The sequence below is a fragment of the [Clostridium] saccharolyticum WM1 genome, from assembly GCF_000144625.1.
In the GTDB taxonomy this organism is placed as follows: domain Bacteria; phylum Bacillota; class Clostridia; order Lachnospirales; family Lachnospiraceae; genus Lacrimispora; species Lacrimispora saccharolytica.
In genome coordinates this window covers 3757327-3783186 of record NC_014376.1, presented here as the reverse complement: position 1 = coordinate 3783186, position 25860 = coordinate 3757327, and the positions used below count along the sequence as shown (strand labels likewise).

Here is a 25860-nt window from a genome sequence, read left to right as displayed (position 1 = left end):
ATATATGTTGTATCTTTATATTCATATAGGAGAGGAATGGGATGAGTAATTTGCAGGAATATATCTCAGCGCGGGAAGCGTCGTACAAATGGGGCGTATCAGAACGGCGCGTACATCAATACTGCCAAGCCGGACGCATTCCGGGGGTTTACCGCTTCGGGCGTTCTTGGGCTATTCCCGCTGATGCCCAAAAACCTACTGATCCCCGAAAAGAAAATACCATAAGGAAGTGACCGCTATGCTGCGTATTGCCATCTGTGACGACCAGCCGAGAGAGTTGGAAGTCATCAACGAATACATAACAGAATACCTTGATACTCATATATTGGAAGCAGAGATTAAAGAATTCTCTCATCCTGATAAATTACTGACCGCGATTGAAACCGAGAGCTTTCATTTCTACATACTGGATATTGTCATGCCCATGGTGAGCGGTTTGGAGTTAGGCAAGGAAATTCGCCGCTTTGACCGTGAGGCGCAAATTATCTATGCCACCACGGAACCGCAGTTTGCTCTACAGGCATATGCGGCAAGCCCTATCAATTATCTGATTAAACCGATTGAAAAACAGCAGCTATTTGATACACTGACCCTCGCCATTTCTAAAACAGACCTTGCGGAGGATCAGACTTTTGCCGTCAAAACAGCAGAGAGCCTGCGGGTAATGAAGCTGTCAGATATCATCTGCTGTGAATACCGCAGCCACGCTGTCATCTTCAGCTTGGCAAACGGCGAAGAAGTATCCAGCCGCACCTTTCGTGAGAATTTTTCAGAATACTGTGCATCTATTTTGAAGGACAGGCACTTTCTGCAATGCCACACCTCCTTTATTATCAATATGCGCCGGGTGGAGCGTTTCGCCAAGGATAACTTCACGTTATACGGCGGCAAGATTGTACCTATTGCGGCAAAGCAATATCCTGTGGCAAGAGATGCCTATATGGACTATCTGATGGCAAAGGAGGTATGCAGATGAGTGAACATTTTCCAGATTTCCTACGGGCGGTGATCTCTACCACTGCCAATGTTCTGCTGATGATGACGCTTTTGCAGCCGAAATACTCCAAAAAGGTCACATTGCTGACGATGTTGGGCATTCTCGCCGCTGATTTAGGTACGGCGGTTTACTGCTATCTCAGTGGAAACCTGACCCTGCTTGCAAAGTTGGATATTGTTCTGTTTGCGGTGCTTTGCTTTGCGGTGCGGCCGATATTCAAAGATACCTTTATGCAGTGGCTGTTTTCCTATATCACCGTTCAGAACATCAGCGACGCTGTGATTATCCTCAGCTTTGTCGGCTCAAGGCATTTGCCTTATCCCCCCTATGCCAACTCGCTGCTGCGTCTCCTCCTGTTTGGCGTTTTTCTGCTGGTTTTGGTTCGGCATGTGCGCCCATTATATCGGCAGGCGGTTGAGCATTGGACGGCGTACTTTGCCGTGGCACTGGGGCTTTATATCACGTTTACCTACTATGTACTGTCCACCGATGACATTGTCGTAATGCTGACGGAGCAGGCAGTTCCACTGCTTCTAGTTATTTTCATCGGCCTTGCTGCCTACGGCTCCATTTTCCTCTCACTCAAAAACCTTCAGCGGGAGTATCGGGTCAGAGAGGAAAACCAAAGGATGCAGGCGGAGCGAGAATACCTGCAACTGGCCGCAGGCAATATGTCCCAGCGGCTGGCGTTGATGGAGGAGGTATCAGCGCAGAACAGTCGTGCCGCCCATGACCGTCGCCACTTCAACAACGTGCTTCAGGAACTTTTAGAGCAAGGTGAAACGGTTGAGGCTTTCGCCTTGCTGCAAAGCCAAAATCAAGTGAAGCACAAAATCAGCAAGGTCTACTGCGAAAACCCAGCCGTCAACGCCGCTGTTTGCCACTACGCAGAGCGTGCAGAGCAGTCGGGCATTCTCACGGAGATAGAACTGGATATCCCACGGGAGCTAACGGTGAATTCCTTGGAGCTTTCTATGGTGGTGTCAAACCTTTTGGAAAATGCCATTGCGGCTTGCATAAAACAATCAGGCAGTAAGCCGCTTTTCATCCATTTTATCTGCCGCAATATGGGACGCCTGCTTTTAGAGATCGAAAATTCTTGTACAGAAGATACTGCCCTTGACGAAGATAGTTACCCCGTCTCCATGGAAGAAGGCCACGGAATCGGCAGCAAAAGCGTCATCGCCTTTGCAAAGAAATATGACGGTGAGCTGATTTATAACATCGAAAACGGTGTTTTTCGGGTGCGCCTGTTGGTATGAAATAACGAAGATTTCCGTTTGTCAAGAGCGAATTTTAATTAAATTTGAGTTTTTTAAGTGTAAAAATGAGTCTTTTAAGTGCAAAGGCTCATTTTTCTTTTTCTCATGGTACTCTCAGAGCGTAACTTTGCAAAATATTATGGAGTTATTGGAGGAAATGAACATGAGAAAAAGAATACTCTCCTTCCTGCTGGCATCCTGTATGGTGCTTTCTTTGGCGCTGCTCGCCACCGGATGCTCGAACAAGGCCGGTCCATTGGCTTTGTGGGATGCGGGCAAAAAAAGAGACAAGATCGTTGTCATAAGCGATCTCCATATTGGGATTGATGACAACTATGCCGAAACGGTACAAAACCGTCCGCTGCTGATTGAGTTTTTACAGCGACTGCAACGCACAACCGATGTGCGGGAGCTGGTCATTGACGGTGATTTTCTGGATGAGTGGTTTCTGCCGGTCTATTATCCCAGCTACACAGATGAAAAACAGTTTTACAAGGCTGTAATCGCAAACAATCAGGGCGTGATCGACGAGTTGAACAACGTGATCAAAAGTGGTATCAAACTGGTCTACGTGATCGGGAACCACGACATGACGCTGGAAGCCGACGTTCTGAAAGAAGCAATCCCTAAGATCGTACAGGCCAGAGACGCCGAAGGGCTTGGAACGTATTACACGGGCGACCGCAACGAAATTGCAATCGAGCACGGTCACCGTTACGATGTGTTTTCCGCCCCGGACACGGTGACCAATGCAAAGCTGTGCGGCAATGAGGACACCATCTTTCCTGCCGGATATTTCTATGCCCGCTATGCCGCAACATGGGTGCTGGAGGGTCGTCCAAAAGTAGAAAAGAACTTGCCGGTGGTAACAAATGTGCCGGATAAGACTAATGTGGATCAGTACGGCGCTTATATTTATTACTCGATTCTTAAAAATGTCTCCGAGCGGATGACGCCCAATGAGAACCTTGACGAGAAGATATTCGATATGCACATCGCTGGATTTGACTACGCCTACACTTATCTGGATTTCTATCCGGTACAGCAGGCGGATGGAACCATTTCTGCACCAGTGCTGTTCCAGAACATTCAGCGCACATGGGACGAGCGTCAGAAAATTAATCAAGTCAAAGTTCCCAACAGCTTTCTTGAAGCGGTTGCCGGAACCTTGGACTGGGAGTATTTTTTCAGACAGGCAAAGGTGCAATATCTGGAAAACCCCAACGAAAATGTGGATGTAGTGGTATTCGGCCATACCCATGTGCCCTCCTATCGGGATATGGGCAATGGAAAATACTACATCAATGAGGGAACATGGATCGACCATAACACCGACTATCCGGAGGCCACCCGCACCTTTGCTGTCATCACCACTGGCGAGAAAACTATCCCCGCACTGTATATGTACAATGAGGATGGCTCTGTGACCGATATTGCCGCAAGCGTCAGCGGAGAAAAAGGCGAAGCCGCTCCTGCGGCAAATCCCTTAGACAATGTATCCTTTGACACCAAAGCACTTGAAAACTATGGTGATACCGACACACAGGCACGTTATGTGGAGGTAAGCGGCTTAGCGGATGGTGGTGTACAGGCAAAACTGAATAAAGGATTAAAAGCATTCTGCCTCGCACCCACTTCTTCTGCCGAAAAAGATACCACTTACGATATTATGCCTATTTTTGAAGTGGTAGGCGGGGATTTGCTGAGTATCAGGACATACAATACCGCCTATACCGCAGGCGCGGCTTATCCTGTCAATTCCATACAGACACAGCTCTTCAGCTTGACCACGGGCGGTCAGGATGCGGGTAACCTGTGGGATTTCATAAAGGATAAGGGTGCGTTCAAACAACTGATCCTTGACGGCAAATTCGGTTTTGCGGCTGCGGGAGTTGACGGTGCATTGCCCGAAGAACTCAAAGCGGCGGCATATAAAAAGCTCGCGGAGAGCATAGATACTCCCGAATTTGGGATGCGTTTTTACTTTGGTGACGGAGGCAACCTGAACCTATGGTGCGACGGTGACAATCACGCAACTGGGGATTATTGGCTGTTCGACATCCCTGTCATGGACTTGGCAAGTGTTGCAACAGACCGATTGCTCCCCATTATTGATGCCATGAAGAATCTTGGCAATTGAAAGCGGGTATGCGTATTTGAACATAAGAGGCATCCCGAATCATTTGGGATGCCTCTGTATCCTCGCCGGAAGGAGCGTGATGGAATGGAAAAGCGTAGGCGTGAGGATGCGCCGCTTTCCGCCCCCAATGCGGAGGGTAACGTATGGCCAAAACAGGTTTGCCCGGCTTTTGAGCCGAGAGCCGATACACCGGAAGGGATGCGGCAATGCTGGTACTGCCGGTGTGCCGACTTTCATCTGGACAAGCCACGCTCACTGGATGTGGGCGTGTGCTATTGGCCAAGAAAGATACTGAAATAGGAGGAGCGAAACAAGAATATGAAAAAAAGAATTTTAAGTATTTGGCTATCGGTGTGCATGGTTCTGACTATGTTGCCGATTTCGGCTATGGCGGAACAATCAGGTACGCCAATAGGCGCAAAGGGCGAAATCATTGCATTTGCACCGCTTGATGAAACAGAAAGGTCGGTATCAACCGGCACAGCTATGGAGGATTTAGGGCTTCCAGAAAGCCTGACGGCAACGGTGCGGACAGCGGTGACTGCCGACAGCGGCACATCGGAGGATGCTGTCCACGATTCAGGAAACCCGGACAAGGGCTCCGTATCGGGTAATTTGGCAGAAGCAACCCCCGGTTCCGCCGCCCCTACAGATTCCGATGGGCAGTCGGAGACAGACAAAGTGACCGGAGTCGAATGGAAAGAAACAACCGTAGACATTCCAGTCACATGGACATCCGAGCCGGAATATGACATGGATACTGAGGGCGTTTATGTATTCGCACCGGTGATAGAAGGCTATGCGGTGAGCGCCGAGCTGCCGGAAATTACCGTTACGGTAAGTACGCAACCACTTATGATGGCTCTTCGCGGGGGTACTCCCACTACCTACGGCGACTTTTCGGTTACCGTAGATGAAGATGGAGCTGCGCCGATATTTGCAAACGGAATTTTGACGTTTGGCACGGCGGGAGAATATACCATAGGCATGATCGAGGGAAAAACCTCCACCTCCAATGTTATCGTAGTCAGTGCGTCGGATGTGATGCTGAACCTTGACGGTGTGACAATCGAAGCCCCGGATGGGTCAGCAGCGAAGGTTGACGGTGGTAACGCACTTACGGTAACAAGCGATAGCGTTATCCTGAATCTTCTAAATGATAGCTCTTTTACCGGCGGAATCGGTGGAATTGTTGATCCTATGAATGCCTGCAACGGCGGCAGCGGAATCAGCGGAAATGTCACGCTTACCGGCACAGCGACGCTCACCGCCACCGGCGGCATAGGTGGAGCGGCTGCACTGGGTACCAGCGGTACCGGCGGGGCTGGTATCAGCGGGAATGTCACGGTTACAGGAGCGGCAGCACTCACTGCTACCGGCGGCATAGGTGGAGCGGCTGCACTGGGTACCAGCGGTATCGGCGGCCCCGGTATCAGCGGGAATGTCGCCGCTACAGACAGTGCATCGCTCATAGCCATTGGCGGTCAGTACGGAGGCGGTATAGCAAATGGCGGCAGCGGCATCAGCGGTAGCCTTACCGTCACAGATTACGCCACAGTAAGCTTAGAAGGCGGCTTATCTTTGTCTACTCCCGGCAGCGCGCTGACCGGAACATTGACCGCCACGGGCTTTATCATCAAGGGCGGATATTTTAGTGAAATGGATGTTATAACCAGCGACGACTATCGTCTCAATCAATTTCGTTATCTCTCCGTTGCACCTGCGCCGAACGTCGCCGAAATCGGCAGCACAGGTTACCCCACCCTGCAAGCGGCGGTAGATGCGGTTGATGAGGGGCAGACCATTAAACTTACAGATGCTATTACGATCACGGATTCGTCTTCGATTACCATCAACGGCGCAAACAGCTTCACTCTTGACTTAAACGGCAAAACGCTGGCTGACGATGGTAGCGGGAGTACTTCCCTGATCAAGCACAATGGCTCCGGTACGCTGACCATCCAGGACAGCGGCACCGGCGGAAAAATGACAAGCAGCCGGTCTGTTGGCAGCAACGGTGGAACTGTTGAACTGTCCGGCGGAAACGGTGCCCTAACTCTCCTCAGCGGCACAATTGAAAACACCTCCGCCAGCGGTGCAGGTATCTTTAACAACGGCACGGGCACAGTGAGTATTCAAGACGGGATCGTAAGAGCTGAGGCGTGTAGTGTTAACAACAAGAGCGGCAACGTAAGTGTTTCCGGCGGTGTGGTATCAGCCAATAAATACCTTTCTGCTGCGATTTTAAGCAGCGCTGGTAAGGTAACGCTTTCCGGCGGTAGCATTTATAATCCTACTTATGTTGGCGTTGGCCTGTCTAACAGTAGCCTTGTCGTTTCCAGCGGTTCGCCCATTATTCAGGGAGGGGTTGCTGCGATGAATGCCGCTCCAACCGTAGACAGCGATACCATTGCAAAAGTGATTGCAAGCACCAACTACGATGGAAACAACCCTGTGGAAAACTACAATGCGTCTCAAATCACATCGTACAAGTACCTTACCTTTGCGGTGAAAATACCTCCTGCTACTTTCGATTTCTGCAATGGCATAGCCACCGTAAGCGTGAAACCCAGCTCTGACCCTGCATGGGGCGGCACAGGCTATGCCTTTGCGGGCTGGTACACTGCGCCCAACGGCGAAGGAACGGCACTTACCGGCGACGGCGACAGTGGCATTACTTATTACGCTAAATGGACCTATAACGGTCACACCGTCCGCACTACGGCGCTAAATTTGACGGACATCAGCACATCCAAGCTCTACGGTTCAACCCAAAACGGCAATGTTTACACCAACACCGCCGAGGGATGGACATGGTACGCCGTCCAAACCACAGTCGGCAGTGAAATATACGCCGCCAACACCCTCGTTCTCTCCGATCTGACCCTTAATACCACCGCGCCTACTGCCCTAAAGGTTCCAAGCAGCGCAACCGTTGTGCTGGGTGACGGTACGACAAGCACCATTCAGAGCGGCAATGTCACCGCAGGAGCTGTCTACGGCATTTACGGCGCAGGCGATCTGACTGTGAGCGGCGGCGGCGCCCTAAGCGTCACCGCAGGCGATAGCGGTTTTGATGAGGACGATCAAAGCATAGGAATTCTTAGCAGCGGTGCGCTGACCGTGAACGGAGGCACCGTTACGAGTATCAGCGGGAAAGCTGTTGAAAGCTATGGCATGATGAGCGTTGGCACTCTGACCATTGACAGCGACGCTGTTACAGGTGCTGGTGGACTTTCAGTAGCCGGTGCCGGCATCTTCAGCCTTGATAATCTGACGATTACCGGCGGTACCATTGCAGGGTCCAGTGATGGTATGTTGGCGGGCTACGGCATCTTTGCCACAGGTGAAATCGCAATCACCGGCGATACCGTTACAGGCAATGGCGGCGGTATTATGGGCTGCGGTATCTCCGCAGACGAAATCTCAATTACCGGCGGTACGGTTACTGCTAAAAACAACGCGATAGACGGAGATGGGAATCCGCTATCAGCGGCAACGGCAATTGAGACCACCACAACGCTCACCATAGGTAGCTCCGCAAAGTCTGCCGCGATTGCAAACGCCACCGACGGCACAAGCGCAATTACAGCAAGCGGCGGCACAGTTGCCAGCAAAAAGCTCGTCATGTCCGGCAGTGATGCCGTGGTCATCAGCTTCGCCCTGCCTACTGCGGCGCAATATGCGGCGGCATCCCCGGCGGCGGCACCCGACACCGACTATGTGCTGGACACCAGCGGAAAAACTCTCACCATCAAAACCGCCAAGGGTGCGGCGTGGTGGAGTGCAAACGGATCGACTTATCGGGATTACACCATCAAGTTGGACGCCGACATCGACGTCTCCGGCTTCCTCTGGACGCCGGTGGGAAATGACGCCGGTGTGTTCGGCGGCACCTTCGACGGGCAGGGGCACAGCCTTTCGGGACTGACCATCACAGCAGCAAACGGAGGCTACACCGGTCTGTTCGGAAGCGCGTTGAGCGCGACCATCCAAAATCTCTGCGTTTCCGGCACCATAAATGTGACAGAAACAGGCGGCTCACTGTACATGGGCGGCATTGCCGGCGGTATTGGCGGCAACAGTACCATCCGTAACTGTGGCAGCCATGTGAATATCCGCGGCACTGCGTCCAATGGAGATGAAGTCAATGCGGGCGGTATCGTGGGATATCTGAGCAGCGGCACAATAGAAAACTGCTTTAACACCGGAGATGTGTTCGGCACCGGCGCTGCAATGGTGATAGCAGGCGGTATCTACGGTGCAAACAGCCAATATACCTCCAATATTGGAACGGTTAAGAACAGCTATAATACCGGTAGCGTAACAGGTAGCGGTAGCTCAATAAATTGGATTGGCGCACTGGCTGGTAGTGTGGACAGCAACACCGTGTTCGAGCATAGCTATTATTTGGTCGGCACGGCAACCGCAGCTTCTGGACATGGCAGTGGAACAGGCTACAGCAGCTTTGCGGCAGGGACAGCGGATGGGCTGATCACCGCCCTCAACGGCTGGGTCAGCGAAAAAGCCAGCACTGCTTATTCCACATGGCAGGCTGACAACGCAGACAGCCCTGTAAACGGCGGCTGGCCGGTGTTCGGCGCGGCATGGACTGCACCGCCTGCGCCCACCATCGGCACACTGACCATTTCCGACTCCTTTACAGCGGGGAATGGTATCCAGCCGAGCGGCCTTACAAGCTACAAGCCCACCGTAACGAGCAATGGCGTGGATCTTACGGCGGAGGGTTGGCAGAGTTCCATCACCTTTAGCGGCGACAGCGATGATTGGGAGAATTGGCCGGATGGCACCATTCTTTCCCCTACCACCACACGGATTTATAAACTGCGCTATTATGTGACGTATGACAGTACGACGATCTACTCCAATGCGGTAACCCTGGATGTGGTCGGACACACGACCACCCTTGCGCTGGCGGCATCTCCCGAAAGCCCGCAAATCGTGGGCAGTTCCATCACCCTGACCGCAACCCTCACAGGTTACTTTACCGGTCCCGGTGTAAATGGGCAGGCGATTACTTTTAAGAACGGTAGCACAGATCTGGGTACGGCAAACCTGAATGCCAGTGGTGTGGCTGTCTTTACATGGACACCCGGCGGCACAGGAACCTGTGTCTTGACCGCCGAGTACGCCGCCACTGCTTATAACACCGCCGCCGCCTCAAGCACGGTCAACTACATAGTGATTGTTGACCCGGATATTGCAATCGTCGCTGCGGCGAAAACCGCTGCACAGGGTACAAGCTATGCTGACATGACTCAGACTGCGGCAACCGATGAGGACGCTATTAAAGCGGCTCTGAAAAATACTGCGGAAACGGCGGTCAATAACAGCGATATTACGGTCACCATAAACAAGGTAAGCTACATCGCACCGATTGCGGGAACTCCTGCAAATCCCAGCGGTACAAACGGCAGCTACACCTTTACCGTTACGGTATCCAAAGGCAGTCAAAGTGATACCACTGTGCAGAAAACCATTGTTATTACGGCAACGCCTTATACCGGTGTTACCGATGCACAGGCAGTCTCCGCGGCAAAAACGGCTTTGGTTGACGGAACGGTCAATGTCGCATTCGGCGCAGATCAGACGGCAAAAACAGCCGCCGTGCAGGCTTATGTGAATGGTCTGCTTTCCGGGAATGCCGCAGGGGTGACCGCAACTGTTACCTACAACAGCGGAACCGGGAAGTATGACGTTGCACTCTCCAAGGGCAGCGTGAATGACAGTAAAAGCCTTTCCATGACCGTGAATGTTGCTCCTGACCCGGATATTGCAATCGTCGCTGCGGCGAAAACCGCCGCCGAGAGCGCAAGCTATGCCAACATGACCCAAGCGGCGGCACCCAATGAGAGCACAATCAAGACCGCTTTGAAGTCAACCGCAGAAACGGCGGTGAGTAACGGTAGCGTTGCAGTCACCATAAATCAAATCAGTTACATCGCACCGATTGCGGGAACCTCCGCAAATCCCAGCGGCACAAATGGCAGCTACACCTTTACCATCACGGTGTCTAAGGGTAGTCAAAGCGAAACCACCGCGCAGAAAACCATCATCATCACGGCAACTCCCTATACGGGAGGAACTGGCGGTGGTGGGGGTAATGGCGGCGGATCCGGCAGTGGTTCCAATACACCTGCTCCGTCCACTAAGCCCACCGAGCCGGTCACAGGCAATACGGAGAACAAGGCCACAGTGGACGGTAAGGGCAACGCCAACGTCAGCTTGACTGATAAGAATATCACCGACGCCATTGCGGATGCAAAGGCCGAGGCGGCAAAAAAAGGCGTGAATGCGGGCGACATCACGGCGGTGATCCATGTTACCACCGGCGGGAAGGACGCAAACACAGTCACAGTCAATCTGCCTAAGACCACACAGGAGCAGGTCATCGACAACAAGATTTCCAGCGTTCAGCTTGTCATTGACCGTCCCGACCTTACCATAGGCATCAACCTTGCGGCGGTAACCGAGATTAACCGTCAGGCGAAGGCCGATGTACAGCTTTCCGCCACCCGCATGGACAACGCCAAGCTATCCGGCGATGCAAAGGCCGCCATTGGCAACCGACCAGCTTTTGACCTCAAGGCAACCTACGGCAGCGGAAAATCCGTGACTGATTTTGGCAAGGGCAGCGTCAGTGTAGAGATTCCTTATACCTTACAAAAAGGCGAAATTGCGGGCAATGTCTATGCCGTGTATGTGGACGCAAAAGGCAAAGTGACCTATCTCACCGATTCCAGTTATGATGCAAGGCGCGGAACGGTGGTGTTTTCCACCAGCCATTTCTCTACATACGGTATAGCCTACAAAGCTAGCTTCAACTTTACAGACATCAATGGCCATTGGGCAAAGGATGATATTCTCTTTGTCGCAAACCGTGGCCTCATGACCGGCACCAGCGCCACCACGTTCAACCCCAACGGTTCCATGACACGGGGTATGTTTGTAACAGCGCTCGGACGTTTGGCAGACGCCGACGTGAGCGGCTATACAAAGAGCAGCTTTACCGATGTGAAAGCCAATGCCTATTACATGGGCTATATCGAATGGGGCGTAAAAAACAACATACTGGTCGGCATCGGCGGCGGCAAATTCGACCCGGACGGTCTTGTGACCCGTGAACAGATGGCGGTTATTATGGACAGGTATGCCACGGCTATCGGGTTTAAGCTGCCGGAAGTTCATGCACAGAATACCTTTGCCGATAACGCCAAAATTGGTGCATGGGCGGCTCCTTCCGTAAAGCGCATCCAGATGGCAGGCATCATCCAAGGTAAGAGCAATAATCTCTACGACCCGCAGGGAACGGCCACTCGCGCCGAGGTATCGGCGGTGTTGAAGCGTTTCGTGGAGTTGGCAATTTTTAACGACACGGCCCAAGGCTGGTCGATGAACGACAGCGGCCAATGGATGTATTATGAAAATGGCAAGCCCATTATTGGGAAAAAGGACATCGGCGGCACGACCTATACTTTCGACCAGTACGGTGTGACGGCGGATGTGCCGAAAGACCGGGCTTATTCCACCTACACGGTACAGCGAGGCGACAGTTTCTGGACGATTGCCCGTAAGTTTAACTGTACGATGGCCGAGCTGGAGAGACTGAACAATAAAAGCCGATTCTCTATTATCTTCCCCGGTGATGTACTCCGAGTGCCGAAGAAGTAAATAAAAACAACAAATCAATAAGCCAAGGGCAAACCCGGCAAAAGCCGGGGACGCAAAGCCGAGGGTCTAAGGTGTCTTAGGACGCTATGATAGTCTGGCTGCTGACAGTTAAGCAAAGCCTGCCCTCTTTATACCGGAGGGCAGGCATTTGCGGCTTTTAACGGATGCTTTAGACTTCGTGATACCGACTTTCGCTATGGCTATGGCGAGAGAGGTATCCACATGAAAATATTCCGCTTTTATCCCTTTTCGAGGTGTAAATAAAGAAAGAACATCTTATATAAATTCCTATTCAAACTTATCATTTAATCATGTAAATCTAAAAAAGTCAGTATTTTGCCAAGGGCGAAGTGCTGACTTATTTTTTTCGACAAAATTCCCGCATATATTACAAATTATACCAAATCGGAGATTTTGCAGTAACCTTTCGGCCGAGCCACGCTGCCGTTCCCCACCCTCCAATCTGTTTTCGCATTTCGCAAAACAGATTGGAGGAAAGGAACATGAAGAATTATAAAGACAGTGATTATGCCCTAAATAAATTCAGCGAGGGCATTGTTTACCGTTTCGCAGACCGCATTGTAGAAATCACACTGGAGGACTACCTTGCAGAGAACCCCGGCAAGACGGCACAGGACTTTTTAGAGCTGAAAGCCTTGTCGGATGAAATCTATCATGAGCAAGTCATACACGAAAACCGGACAAGCCGTTTGGATGTGACCATCAATGGACTGGAGGAAACAGAGCAGCTCGCCGCACCGCCCCTTGATTTGGACTTGATACATAAAAGCGATACCACAAAAGCCAAGGAAGCTGCAAGGCGGCTGCTGGACAGCGGAGAATTGACGGAAATCCAGCGACGCCGGTTTATTCTGCATTTTGTGGAGGGCTTATCCTACCGGCAGATCGCTAGCCGTGAAGGGGTACATTTTACCTCTGTCCACGAAAGCATAGAGGCGGCTGCGACAAAGCTGCAAAAGTTTTTCAAAAAAATTTAATTTCGTACCCCTACACCCCCCTGTTTTTTTGACATTGGGTGAAAGGATTTTCCAATTTCCTTTCGCCTGAACATTGAAAACAGAATATGGGTGTGATGGGTACATCACCGGCAGGGAGAGCGACACGCCGGGACACGCCAAGACGAGGGCAAATGCCCTCCGAGCGATTATGTCTGCGGCAGTTACGCCCTGTGGTGGGACGGATTGCGACGATCCCTGCCGGTCATCATGGTACTTCTACTTTGAACGCCTCACCGCATTGAGTAGCCCGGCAGACGGCCGGGAAAACGCATCACCCTCGTTTGAGATAGAATGAGGGGCGGCTTTTATGGAGTCCGGCAACACCAGCCGGATCGCCTGTCACACCTTTGCTTTGATATAAAAATCTATCGTGCTCTATCGGAGCGATAGAAACCATGCGGCGGAACAGGCTTTTTGAGTCATCAAACTTTCAACATCTTTCCTGATTCCGCCGCATTCTTGTGTCGCTCCTTTAGGCAAGCAAAGGAGGCAAAACGATATGAATCAACCTGTCTATATGGCAGATATTCAAAATAAGATTTATGAAGCAGGCTTAATTCGGCAAGAGGAACGCATTGTACTGACAGCCGAAAATTGCGTGCTTTTGGAATACTACACCGGAAAAACATACAGCTACCGCATGGTGGAGCTTACCACCTTAAAGGTAAAGCGGCTCTTTTCCAAAGCGGCGCCGCTGAATGAAGGCGGCTATCAAAAAGCGATGGACAAAATGCTTTCGCAGGCAGTATCGGAACCGGAAAGCACCTTTTCCATCAAGCCTGCCATAAGAGCAAGAAATCTTCTGGAACACATCTTTTCAAACATACTGCCGGAACATGGTATGGACTTTCGGGAAAATCAGGCGACTCTTGCATTGGAAATGCTGGAGTCCTTGCAGGAAAACAGGCTGGCGCTCTGCGAGGCCGAGGTAGGTACAGGCAAAACCCATGCCTACATACTGGCCGTAACGGTCCACAACTTATTCAGCAACAATAAACTGCCGACAATTATCTCTACTTCCACCATTGCGCTGCAAAAGGCATTGACGGAAGAATATATCCCTCAGATTTCCGATATTCTGATGGAACACCGTATCATTGACAAGCCCCTGTCCTTTGTAGTGCGCAAGGGGAAATCCCATTATGCCTGCGATAGCCGTGTAAAGGGGTATCGTTCCTCTATCGCACACAATGACCGCCATGAGGACAAGGAGCTGCTTTCTGTTCTGACCGGGCTTTTCACAGGAGCCTGCCCCCTTGATTTGGATACGCTCCCCTTAACGGACTATGTGAAATCCTGTATCAATGTGGAACGCTGCCATCTGAACTGCCCGCTGTCCTCGGTCTGCCGATACCGTGATTTTATCCGCAAAGCGCAGTCCCTTGGATATGATTTTCAGATTGCCAACCACAATCTTGTGCTGGCTGATGTACTTGGCAGGAAGAACGGGAGAAGGTCCCTGTTCCCGCCCCGTGGAGTGGTGATTTTTGACGAAGCTCACAAGCTCCTTGATGCCGCCCGACAGATGTACGGCATGACATTGGAAAATGTGGAGCTGGAACGGTTGGTGGCAAGCATTTACCATGCCATAGGCGGAGGCAATCCCGACAAAGCGGAGATCGTCAGGCTGTGCGGAACCATACAGGAACAGAATGTCTTGCTCTTTGAGGCCCTGCGATATGCCGCAGGCACAGGCTATGATAAGAACTGCTATGCCGTACAAATTAACTTAAATTGCATACGGGCTTTGAAAACACTGATGGCTGTGCTGCGCAGACTGTCGGTGCTTTTTTATACGACCTCCCGTGAGAAAAGGGAGCGTTACGACCGGCTGGTAAACCGCATGGAACAGCAGGAAGTGAAGCTGTCCATCCTGTTTCACCATGCAGGGTCTATTCTCTGGCTGGAAATGACTGGGGCAACGGCCTGCCGGGTCTGCGCCCTGCCAAAGCAGCTTGATTACCTATTGTCGGAGGATATTTGGCAGGAAGAAATTCCGTATATCCTGACCTCCGGTACGATCTCTGTGGGGGGCGATTTTTCACATTTCAAGCGAAATAACGGAATTATACTGGCAGAGAAACGCCGCATCTTTGAAACCAGCAAGGCTTCTCCCTTTGATTATCCAAACCACGCTTTGTTGTATCTTCCGCAGGATATGCCGTTGCCTTCAGACAAAGACAGCAGTTATTTTCAAGCGGTGGTCAATCGGCTGGTGGAGATGATTGAAGCGACCCATGGGCATACCCTAATTCTGTTTACTTCTTACCGCATGATGGAGCAGGTATATGACGAACTATGCGGACGAATCACTTCATTTCCCTTGTTCCGTATGGGCAAAAGCCGTCTGGACGCTATCGACGCTTTTCGTAAAAGCGGAAAAGGTGTCCTCTGCGCCAGCGACAGTGCCGGGGAGGGCATTGACCTTGCCGGGGATATTTTATCTTCCCTCATTGTGGTACGGCTGCCGTTCCCTGCTCCTGACCCGGTGCTGGAATATGAAAAGACCCTGTACCCTGACTTCTACGGCTATCTGAACAAAGTCATTGTGCCGGGTATGCTCATCAAACTGCGCCAGTGGTTTGGCCGGGGCATCCGCAGAGAAACGGATACCTGTGTTTTTTCTATTCTCGACAGTCGGGCGAGCAGACGCTACCGGAATGATATATTGGCGGCCTTACCTGATATGCCCGTTACGCACCAGCTTTCTGATGTGAACCGCTTTATTGCGGCTAAGAAGTCGGGCACCTACTTTGAATGAGTGGGCGCCCGTCTTTTCTCCAAGAAAAAGGACGGAGCCTATTCATTGCTTTTTCCGCTCGACTGTCACCTGACAAGCTGAACCGGAATACACTGTATCAGGGCGGTAAGGCAGGGAGCCTTATCGCCCTATGCCCCGAAAGGAGTGATTGGGTGGACTCTTTACCAGATATAGACTTTGAAACGATGAAAAACATAGACATCCGAACGGTCAACCCGGATACTCTGGTTGACATTAATGATACGAAAGTCAATGCAAAACTGCCCATGGAAGAACGGATACTGGATTTTATCCAGCAAATAAGAAATCCATATTGCTACAAGTGCGGAAAAGTAGTAGTCAAAATCAGCTTTAATGATAGCGGCGCCACACTGGAGGATAGGATGGAAAGTTTTTTGAGGATGATGTGATATGGGTAGTTTGCTTCGGGCGGAGCCTGACCGTATGGGTTCGGAGAAATAGCAATATTGTCTGGACGCATCCTGAGAGGGGTGCTATAATTATACATGGACTAATATTAGCGAACGCCCATTGATTAGGTCAGGTTTTGCTTCTTGACTTTTTCAATCGGGAGGTTTTGTTATGCCATTAAATAAGGATACAATCATATACAATGCTGTAGACTATTTGCGCCTGTCTAAAGAGGATGGCGATAAAGCAGAAAGCGACAGCATTGCCAATCAAAGAGATTTAATAACCAATTTTGTGAAGTCAATGCCCGAAATCCGCCTCTGTTCGGAAAGAATAGATGACGGATTTAGTGGTGTTGACTTTAATCGTCCTGCGTTCAATTTGATGATGGAGGATGTAAGAGCCGGACGGATCAACTGCATCATCGTCAAAGACCTGTCCCGTTTCGGCAGAAACTACATCGAAGCAGGACGATACATTGAACGGATTTTTCCGTTTTTAGGTGTGCGTTTCATTGCTATCAACGACGGTTACGACAGTGCAAAGGAAAAATCACCGTCAGACGATATTATCATTCCTTTTAAGAACCTTGTCAACGATGCGTATTGCAGGGACATCTCCGTTAAAATTAGGAGTCAGCTTGATGTAAAGCGTAAAAATGGCGAGTTTATCGGTTCCTTTGCCGTTTACGGCTACATGAAATCAGACGAGAACAAAAATCAACTGGTGATAGACTCCTATGCCGCAAAGATTGTGCGGGATATTTTTGCATGGAAGCTGGACGGACTCAGCCAGCAAGGGATAGCCGACAGGCTGAATGAGATCAGCGAGCCATCCCCCATGGAATATAAACGCTTTTTAGGACTTAACTTTGCCACCAGCTTTCAGGTAAACCCCAAGGCAAAATGGACTGCGGTGGCGGTTGGCCGCATTTTGAAAAACCCTATCTACGCAGGGCATCTTGTGCAGGGTAAGGAAAGCACTCCAAACTATAAAATTAAGCAGCGGTTTATGAAACCGGAGGATAAATGGGTTCGGGTGGAAAACACCCATGAGCCTATTATCCCACAGGAGATTTTTGACACTGTGAACCGTGTGCTGGCACAGGATACCCGTATCGCTCCAGACGGAGAAGCTGTCTATCCGTTTTCCGGCCTGCTTTTTTGTGCTGACTGCAAAAGCGGTATGGTGCGAAAGATTGTACCCGCAGGCGGAAAGAAGTACGCCTACTATTATTGTTCAAAGAATAAGGCTGGGGATGGCTGTACCACTCACTGCATCAGCGAAAAGGTATTAGAAAAGGCAGTCCTGCAAGCACTTCAAAATCACATCGCTTCTATTCTCGACATTGAACGGATTCTCCGTTATATCGACACCCTTCCTATGCAGCAGGAGGAAATCCGAAAAATTGATACTCAACTGCTGATGAAACAGGAGGAAATCGAAAAGTATAAAAACCTCAAAGTGTCTATCTATGAGGACTTGAAAAGCGGTGTCATTGATGCAGATGAGTACCGGGAATTTAAGGTCATATACGGAAAAAAGTGTGAGGAAGCGGAGAAAGCTGCCGAACGGCTGAAACAGGATATTGCCCTGATCCTTGCGGGTAAGGGAGCAAACAGCGTTTGGATTGAAGCCTTTAAGAAGAATCGGAATATCACCGAGCTGTCCCGAAAGGTAGTTGTTTCCCTGATTGAGTGGGTCAATATCTATTCCGGCAGCCGGGTGGAAATCCGATTCCGCTATCAGTATGAATATGAAAGAGCTTTGTTCTTTGCCGAGAACGCAAAAGACCTAATTGCAACAGCTTCACCGGCTCCCATAAAGGGGGTGGTGTAAGATGGCGAGAACAAGCAGAAAACAAATAGATCATGTTGCCCAGGTCCCTCTTGAAACGATATGGAACACCTGTGTTTATGGGCGGCTGTCGGAGGAAGATGAGCGAAAAAAAGAAAGTGATTCCATCGGCAATCAAATCTCCATGTTGGAACGCTATATCGCTGAAAGGCCGTACCTGAAGCTCATATCTGTTTTTAAGGATGTCAATCAGACAGGAACGAACTTCGACCGTCCCGGTTTCAATGAAATGATGGACGCCATCAAGGGTGGAAAAATCAACTGCATTGTGGTCAAAGACCTGTCCCGTTTCGGCAGAAACTACATTGAAACCGGAACTTATCTTGAAAAAATACTGCCATTCTTTCATGTTCGCTTTATCTCCGTGAACGATGGATATGACAGTCTAAATGCCAGCAGTCAGGATGATGGGTATGCCGTTCCTCTGAAAAACCTGATCCATGATGTGTACGCCAGAGATATATCAAAAAAGATAAAGTCGGGGCTTGCAGTCAAGAGAGGCAGAGGGGAATTTACCGGCTGTGTCGCAGCCTACGGCTATCAAAAGGCGGATAATGGCAAGCTGGTGATTGACGAAGAAACCGCACCGGTTGTCAGGGATATTTTTAAGTGGGCGAGTAATGGTATGGGTGATATGCGTATCGCCCAAAAACTCAATGAGTTGGGCATTCCCTCCCCAAGCCAGTACCGCTATGAAAAGGGCATCTTGAAAAGTGAGCGTTATGCTAATATGCGGTATTGGTATAAAAGCGCCGTCCGCAGGATTTTGGTTAACCCGGTTTACCTCGGTCATATGGTGCAGGGAAAAACAAAATCTGACCTATGGGGCAAGGGTGGCTGTGTGGAGCAGCCGCAGGATCAGTGGGTAGAAATAAAGAACACCCATGAACCCTTGATTGATGAAGAAACCTTTTTGGCGGTACGGTACATCAAGCAGGAACGGGAGTCCATCGAGAGAAAAGAAATGGAGCCGCAACGGTCAAATATCTTAAAAGGGCTTGTGTTCTGTGGTGATTGCAAACGGAGCATGAAATGGCGTAAAATGCCCAAATCAAAGGGTTCGGCACTCTATTACTTTAGCTGTGCCACATACGAGGATATTGCCAAGAATGACTGCATCAGAAAGCGTATGGACGAACCGGATTTGCTCTCCATTCTTTATACGGCTATCCGCAAGCAGATTGACCTTGCCGTTGACATAGACCGAATGGTGTCTAAGCTCAATGCAAAAGAAGGCTTCTGCCAGCAGCAGAGTGAGGTGGACACGGAGATTTCCGAAACGGAAAAGAAGCTGTCCAGACTGTCCATGCTCAGAAGTTCCTTGTATGAGGATTATCAGGAAAAGCTCCTTGATGAAGCGGAATATCTCTTTACAAAAGCAAAGTATGAGAAAGATGTTACCCTTTTGCGGAGCCGACTTGATGAACTATCCATGCAAAAGCACCGTCTTGATACCATGCTGACACCTCAAAACCCATGGATAACAGCCTTGAAGAAATGGGGAAAGAATAAAGCCATAACGGGAGAAATGATTTCCGAGCTGATAGAACGGGTGGAGATATTCAGCGATCAAACGGTATCCATCTGTTTCAGGTATCGGGATGAGTTTGAAAGTTTGCTCGGCTTTATTGAGGCGGAGAGTGAGGTGAGGGTTTCGTGAGTATCAAGAAAATCCTTGCCGAGTATACCCGCTTATCCCAAGAGGACGAGAACGAGGGTGAAAGCAACAGTATCATAAACCAGCGGGAGCTTCTGAACGCCTTTGTGAAAAGCTCCCCTGACCTCTCACAGTATGAAGTGGTTGAGTTTTGCGATGATGGTTACAGTGGTACGAATTTTGACCGTCCGGGCGTGAAAGCCTTGCTGGAAGAAGTGCGCGCCGGAAACATAAGCTGTATCATCGTGAAAGACCTATCCCGTTTCGGAAGAAACTACATTGACATTGGAGATTATTTGGAGCAGATATTTCCCTTTTTAGGGGTACGTTTTATCTCCGTCAATGACCGTTTTGACAGCAACGACTTTGACGGTACGACTGGCGGACTTGATGTGGGTTTCAGAAACTTGATTTACTCCCTTTACAGCAAAGACCTGTCACAAAAGGTACGGAGTGCGAAGAAGATCCGAATGGAAAAGGGTGAATTCATCAGCAGTCACGCACCCTATGGCTATACAAAATCTCCAGAAAACCGCAAGAAACTTGTGGTTGATGAAGAGGCTGTTGCCATTGTCAGACGTATTTTTTCGATGGCGGGCGAGGGCAAAAATGCCGTGCAAATTGCCGCCATCCTGAACGCAGAAAATATTCCGACGCCATATATCTATAAACGGCTTATGGGCTGTGACCGTAAATACAATGTTGTTGGAAATACAAACCACTGGATGAACACGACCGTCCTGACCATTATCCGTGACGAACGCTACACAGGAAAAATGGTAAACGGAAAAAATCGTAGCCCTTTTGTCGGGAGTAAGCACGGTAAACGCATTCCAAAATGCGAGTGGATTGTCGTACCGAATACCCATGAAGCCATTGTTTCGGAGGAATTATTTGCTTCGGTTCAGGAGCGTTTCTCTGCGCCCCAAAGGATACAGAAGCACACAGAAGTCAGACCTCTGATGGGTAAAGTGAAGTGTGGGGTTTGTCAGCATGTTATGCGAAGAAGCAATAGTCCCTCGGCTACGGCATATTATTATTGTGAAAGCCACCAGTATGTGGCTAACAGCACTTGCACAAAGGATAGGATTTCCGAAGTCAGTTTGATACAGACCGTCCTATCTGTGATACATAAGCAGATAGAGGTCATGCTTGATATGGAACAGCTTATTGACAGAGTAAAAACCCAAAGTCATAGTGATATAACCACTCTGACAGAGCAGATTAGGCAGATTCAAACTGCCCTTTCCAAGCTGAGAGCATCCAAGGTTAAGGCATATGAAAAATACAAAGATGGTACTTTGGACAGGGAAAGCTACATCAGCTGTAAGAAAGAGATTGGAAAGCAGATTGCGGAAACAGATGCCCAAATCGCTGATCTTGAAACGGCATTGCAAAGTCGTTATCAGGAAAACGGACAGCCAATCTCCATCATTGCGAGCTTCAAGCGATATGAGGGATTTACGGTGCTTTCAAAAGAAATGGCAGATGAGCTGATTGACAGCATCTATGTCTACGGAAGTGAAGCGATTGAAATTGTATGGAACCGTATGGATGAGTATATGAGGTTGGTTCAGTATGTTGAAAAAGGAGTAAATACAAATATTGAACTTACTGATCCCTAAGGAAATTCAGGATTCATGAGACCGTCAAATTCGCCGAGACATAGATTTATGCTAAGAGTTGAAAATCCTTTGTTTTCAAAGCTTCATGCAACAAAAAATAGAGCATATAATTGAATGACCATACCAAACGCTGTCCGAAAGTTCAACAAGCCTAAGGATGGCGTTTTTAATTTTCCTTATTGGCTATAATAATATTTTGTATCTAGCAGAACAGGACTTATGTTATTATGGGCAATTATTATTCAAGTAATATTGGATTTTGCTCAAAGCGAAGTTTTTCTTTTACTCTCAGTCTATAAAAATTAGAGTTTGGATACAAGAAGATATTTTTAATCGCTTTTAGGGAAATTAATCATAAATATTACGAAAAAGAGACCATCATCAATGACAAATATTGTGAAAAATGTTATACTGTAGGAAATAAATATGTATGTATAAAAATTTTTGTCTTTGATGGAGGAAAATTATGAAGCTGGCTAAACTTAAATTATACAATTATCGTTCATTTGGAGAATCTGAGCAGATTATTAACTTTGATGAATTAACTGCATTGATAGGGAATAATAGTTCAGGAAAAACTGCTGCACTTAATGCATTAAATACCATTTTTTCAGAAAATTCTAGTGATCGTATTTTGGAGCGAGGTGATTTTTTCCTTCCCAAAGATAAGGCACCCGAAGATCTTGAAGAACAAAGTTTATATGTGGAAGCAGTCTTTCATTTTAACGAGCTCCAAAAAGAAAAAGAATCTACTACATATGCAATACCAACTTTTTTTGATAGTTTTGTTGTAGAATCCCCAGGAAGTGTACCCTATTTACGTATTCGCTTGGAGGCAACTTGGGAAAAAAGTAGTAATATTGAAGGATCTATTGAGAGTAAGGTTTATTATATTACTTGTCCTGAATCAGAAGAAATAGGAGAGGAAAATAAAAGGATTGCAAGTAGACATGATATAAATAGAATTCGTATGATTTATGTACCAGCAGTTCGTGACCCTTCTAAGCAGTTGAAAAATGCATCAGGAAGTATGATGTATCAAATAATGAATAGCATTAATTGGAAAGACTCTACCAAAGAAAGTGTTAAAGGATTAATTCAAGATTTAAATGATGAATTTTTAAAAGAAAGTGGAGTCTCTATACTTAAAAATGCTGTTCACGACGAATGGGAAGAATACCATTCGGACAGTAGATATTCAAATGCGCAACTTAGATTTAATTCTACCAATATAGAATCTGCAATTAAAAAGGCAGAAGTTCTTTTTTCTCCAACTGTTACAGAACGAGAATTTTCTATTGATGAAATGGGTGATGGATTGAGGTCGTTATTTTATATTTCCATGGTTGATAGTATGTTAGATGTTGAAAATAAAATAAGAGAAGAAATAGAAAAGGGTAAAGAGCTATCTTTTAGTAGAACACCACCAATATTAACTATTGTTGCGGTTGAAGAACCGGAAAATCATATTGCGCCACATCTTTTAGGAAAACTTATTGGAAAGTTGAGAGATATTTCTAAAAAATGTAATGCTCAAACACTTCTAACATCTCATTCTCCTGCAATTGTTAAAAGAATTTCACCTGAAGAATTACGATATTTTAGATTGATACCAGACATGTTGTCAACAGAAATACGCCATATAACCTTACCTGACAAAGAAAAGCTTTCAGATCAATATAAATATGTAAAGGAAGCAGTAAAGGCATACCCTGAACTTTACTTTGCAAAATTAGTTATACTTGGAGAGGGTGATAGTGAAGAAATTCTGCTTCCAAAGTTTTTAGAAACAAATGGAGATGGTGTTGATAGTTCCGGTATTTCTATTATTCCCTTAGGTGGAAGACATGTAAATCATTTTTGGCGTCTGCTTAATGACTTGAAGATACCACATATAACATTACTCGATTTGGATAGAGAACGAGATGGAGGTGGATGGGGACGTATAAAATATGTATTAAAGCAATTGATTGAAAATGGATATAACAAGAAAGAAATTTTAAAAGTAGAAGGTGGAGTTTTAACAAATAAAGAATTAGATAAAATGAATGATTGGGATGTTAACCTCATTGAAGATATGAATTCATGGATTGAATTTTTAGAAAGTTACAATATTTTCTTTTCATCTCCTCTTGATATTGATTTTCTCATGCTTGAAAATTTTGAGGAAGAATACAAAGCTATTCTTTCGAAAAAAGAAGGTCCTCGTATTAGCAAGAAAGATGAAGAGGACGAAAATACAACTATAAGAATTCAAGATATAGAAAACGAACTATCAATCTCTCCTGAATATCAAGAAAGAATAACATGCGATGTTCAAAATACGCTTAAAGAATGTGGTGGTAAGGGAATAACGTATTCAGATAAACAAAAAAGATTAATGGTTTGGTACAATTATTTCTTTTTAAATCGCGGTAAACCTAGTACACATATTTCTGCACTTTCACAACTTGATGATTCCGATTTAGCTTGGAATATTCCAAGTGTAATTAGTAGGTTGATAGATACAGCAAAGAAGCTCTTAATTTAATGTATGGAGGTTTTATATGCAGGAAAGAATCCCACCTTTACAATGGACACCGAGTGGTGGAATAATATTGGAAGAAAATGCAACAACATCTGTAAAAGCTGAAAAAAATGTACTGGTCGTTGCAGGGCCAGGTGCTGGAAAAACCGAATTACTCGCACAAAAAACAGGATATTTATTTCAAACAAATATCTGTACATATCCCAAAAAAATACTTGCTATCAGTTTTAAAACTGACGCTGCTGCAAACTTAAAAGAGAGAATAGAAAGTAGATATGGAAAAGAATATGCTATCAGATTTTCTTCTCTCACTTACGATGCGTTTGCAAAAAAGATTCTGGATCAATTTAGAAATGCTTTACCAGAAGAACTTTGTCCTAGCAAGGATTATATTATAGGAGACAAGAAAACTATTGATGCAGCATTCAAGAAATCTGGTTATTTGAATCCTAGAGGTTTAACACCTAGTAGATTGGCAGTGTATTATGAAAATGTGATTGCAACAACTCCTTTACCCGTATGCGGAGATTCTATTGGTAGTAATGTATGGAGATTACTAATTAGAGGTTTTGATGATAATCCTTCGTGCTTAACTTTTAAAATGATAAGTATGTTGACAATATATATTTTTTCAACGAATCCATATGTATTAAGAGGTTTACAAGCGACATATTCCCATGTATTTTTAGATGAATTTCAGGATACAACCAGCTTGCAATATGATTTGGTTAAAATGGGTTTTCAAAATTCTAATTCTAAGATCACTGCTGTGGGGGATAATAAACAGCGAATCATGGTGTGGGCAGGTGCGAGGAAAACTATCTTTGAAGATTTTCAGCAGGATTTCAACGCTATGAAGATTCCACTATTGATGAATCATAGATCTGCGCCACGACTAGTTGATTTACAGAAATTAATGTACACCTCTTTACAGGTGGATCTTATTGATTTACAAACTTCAAAAAAATGGGAGAAGAATGATGGGGATATAAAACTGTATATATCAGAAAATGAAGATCTGGAAGCAAAATATCTGGTTGCAGATATAACCGAGAAAATATCTAATGGAGTTTCATTAAAAGATATTTGTATTTTAGTTAAACAATTACCGGGAAACTACATAGATACTCTTGTAACAGTACTTTCTTCTTTTGGTATTAAGGCAAGAATAGAAACGGAGTATCAAGACATATTAAAGGAATTTATTGTTGTACTCGTTTTGAATACATTAAAAGTTTCAATCAATCGACGCTCACCTACAGAATGGGAATATGTTAATAACGCAATGGAAGGACTGAAAGGATTTGATTCAACCGAAAGATCTGACGCATATGATCAGGAGCATATTAATTTAATAAACCTTCTGAATGCGACATCTGAGAAATTAGCTTTAGATATTACGGAAACCGAATTTCACGAAGTAATAAATAACATTATTCAATTCTTTGATATTGAGAAAATAAAAGCGTTATATCCAACATATGCACAAGGAAATTTCTTTGAAGATATTGTTAATAAAATGATTGATCTATTATGGAAAGAATTTGAAGAATGTAATAATTGGAATCTATCCTTTGAAAATTTTCAAGGATTATATTCTATACCAATTATGACTATACATAAAAGTAAGGGGCTTGAGTATACAGCTGTTTACTTTGTAGGGCTTGAAGATGGTGCTTTTTGGAGTTTTAGAAATCAACCTGAAGAAGATAGGTGTGCTTTTTTTGTCGCTCTTTCGAGGGCAAAAGAATTTTTGTCTTTTTCATTTTGTGCATATCGTCACAAGTTAAGGAATCCAAATCAAAAACATACAGAAATAAACGAATTTTTTGAACTATTAAAGTTGCCAGGTATCTCTACTGTTATTAACTGTGATTAAATGAGCATCAAATATATTAAACCTTTTGCGATA

Annotated in this window: 13 protein-coding genes and 1 riboswitch; all 13 genes read left to right on the top strand. The window is 46.8% G+C overall.

The features are described 5' to 3' along the window. Window positions 1-238 precede the first annotated feature (238 nt). The 13 genes from CLOSA_RS17615 to CLOSA_RS17555 all read left to right on the top strand — a co-directional run bounded on the left by CLOSA_RS17615 (window position 239) and on the right by CLOSA_RS17555 (window position 25827). Window positions 239-976 (top strand): LytR/AlgR family response regulator transcription factor, encoded by a 738-nt coding sequence (locus tag CLOSA_RS17615; protein WP_013274093.1) that lies wholly within the window; start codon window positions 239-241, stop codon window positions 974-976. After that, the gene (locus CLOSA_RS17610) at window positions 973-2259 is read left to right on the top strand and encodes a sensor histidine kinase (RefSeq protein WP_013274092.1); all 1287 of its coding nucleotides are present in this window, start codon (window positions 973-975) and stop codon (window positions 2257-2259) included. Before CLOSA_RS17615 ends, CLOSA_RS17610 begins: the two co-directional genes overlap by 4 nt. Window positions 2260-2398: 139 nt before the next feature. Further along, complete coding sequence (locus tag CLOSA_RS17605) at window positions 2399-4399, top strand: metallophosphoesterase (protein ID WP_242647752.1); 2001 nt, start codon at window positions 2399-2401, stop codon at window positions 4397-4399. An 84-nt stretch (window positions 4400-4483) separates the two neighbouring features. After that, on the top strand, window positions 4484-4699 hold the full coding sequence (locus tag CLOSA_RS17600) for a hypothetical protein (RefSeq protein WP_013274090.1): 216 nt from the start codon (window positions 4484-4486) through the stop codon (window positions 4697-4699). 18 nt (window positions 4700-4717) lie between these two features. Beyond that, on the top strand, window positions 4718-12091 hold the full coding sequence (locus CLOSA_RS17595) for an S-layer homology domain-containing protein (protein WP_013274089.1): 7374 nt from the start codon (window positions 4718-4720) through the stop codon (window positions 12089-12091). A gap of 17 nt (window positions 12092-12108) precedes the next feature. Beyond that, a riboswitch (cyclic di-GMP riboswitch) is annotated at window positions 12109-12197 on the top strand. 397 nt (window positions 12198-12594) lie between these two features. Continuing rightward, on the top strand, window positions 12595-13089 hold the full coding sequence (locus tag CLOSA_RS17590; protein ID WP_013274088.1) for a sigma factor-like helix-turn-helix DNA-binding protein: 495 nt from the start codon (window positions 12595-12597) through the stop codon (window positions 13087-13089). Window positions 13090-13609: 520 nt separating this feature from the next. Beyond that, window positions 13610-15871 (top strand): ATP-dependent DNA helicase, encoded by a 2262-nt coding sequence (locus CLOSA_RS17585; RefSeq protein ID WP_013274087.1) that lies wholly within the window; start codon window positions 13610-13612, stop codon window positions 15869-15871. Between the two features lie 152 nt (window positions 15872-16023). Beyond that, entirely contained in the window at window positions 16024-16281 is a 258-nt protein-coding gene (locus tag CLOSA_RS17580) for a DUF6870 family protein (protein WP_242647751.1), read from the top strand. 172 nt (window positions 16282-16453) lie between these two features. Beyond that, on the top strand, window positions 16454-18121 hold the full coding sequence (locus CLOSA_RS17575) for a recombinase family protein (protein ID WP_013274085.1): 1668 nt from the start codon (window positions 16454-16456) through the stop codon (window positions 18119-18121). A gap of 1 nt (window position 18122) precedes the next feature. Next, on the top strand, window positions 18123-19799 hold the full coding sequence (locus tag CLOSA_RS17570; RefSeq protein WP_013274084.1) for a recombinase family protein: 1677 nt from the start codon (window positions 18123-18125) through the stop codon (window positions 19797-19799). Then, entirely contained in the window at window positions 19796-21421 is a 1626-nt protein-coding gene (locus tag CLOSA_RS17565) for a recombinase family protein (RefSeq protein WP_013274083.1), read from the top strand. Before CLOSA_RS17570 ends, CLOSA_RS17565 begins: the two co-directional genes overlap by 4 nt. Window positions 21422-21887: 466 nt before the next feature. Beyond that, on the top strand, window positions 21888-23951 hold the full coding sequence (locus tag CLOSA_RS17560) for an AAA family ATPase (RefSeq protein WP_013274082.1): 2064 nt from the start codon (window positions 21888-21890) through the stop codon (window positions 23949-23951). 16 nt (window positions 23952-23967) lie between these two features. Further along, on the top strand, window positions 23968-25827 hold the full coding sequence (locus CLOSA_RS17555; RefSeq protein WP_013274081.1) for a UvrD-helicase domain-containing protein: 1860 nt from the start codon (window positions 23968-23970) through the stop codon (window positions 25825-25827). Window positions 25828-25860: the final 33 nt, after the last annotated feature.

Excerpts from the sequence above, each read along its gene's own strand:
- CLOSA_RS17560 (WP_013274082.1), top strand. The coding sequence starts at position 21,888 with ATGAAGCTGGCTAAACTTAAATTATACAATTATCGTTCATTTGGAGAA.
- CLOSA_RS17555 (WP_013274081.1), top strand. The coding sequence starts at position 23,968 with ATGCAGGAAAGAATCCCACCTTTACAATGGACACCGAGTGGTGGAATA.
- CLOSA_RS17570 (WP_013274084.1), top strand. The coding sequence starts at position 18,123 with ATGGCGAGAACAAGCAGAAAACAAATAGATCATGTTGCCCAGGTCCCT.
- CLOSA_RS17615 (WP_013274093.1), top strand. The coding sequence starts at position 239 with ATGCTGCGTATTGCCATCTGTGACGACCAGCCGAGAGAGTTGGAAGTC.
- CLOSA_RS17600 (WP_013274090.1), top strand. The coding sequence starts at position 4,484 with ATGGAAAAGCGTAGGCGTGAGGATGCGCCGCTTTCCGCCCCCAATGCG.
- CLOSA_RS17605 (WP_242647752.1), top strand. The coding sequence starts at position 2,399 with ATGGAGTTATTGGAGGAAATGAACATGAGAAAAAGAATACTCTCCTTC.
- CLOSA_RS17575 (WP_013274085.1), top strand. The coding sequence starts at position 16,454 with ATGCCATTAAATAAGGATACAATCATATACAATGCTGTAGACTATTTG.
- CLOSA_RS17590 (WP_013274088.1), top strand. The coding sequence starts at position 12,595 with ATGAAGAATTATAAAGACAGTGATTATGCCCTAAATAAATTCAGCGAG.
- CLOSA_RS17610 (WP_013274092.1), top strand. The coding sequence starts at position 973 with ATGAGTGAACATTTTCCAGATTTCCTACGGGCGGTGATCTCTACCACT.
- CLOSA_RS17585 (WP_013274087.1), top strand. The coding sequence starts at position 13,610 with ATGAATCAACCTGTCTATATGGCAGATATTCAAAATAAGATTTATGAA.
- CLOSA_RS17595 (WP_013274089.1), top strand. The coding sequence starts at position 4,718 with ATGAAAAAAAGAATTTTAAGTATTTGGCTATCGGTGTGCATGGTTCTG.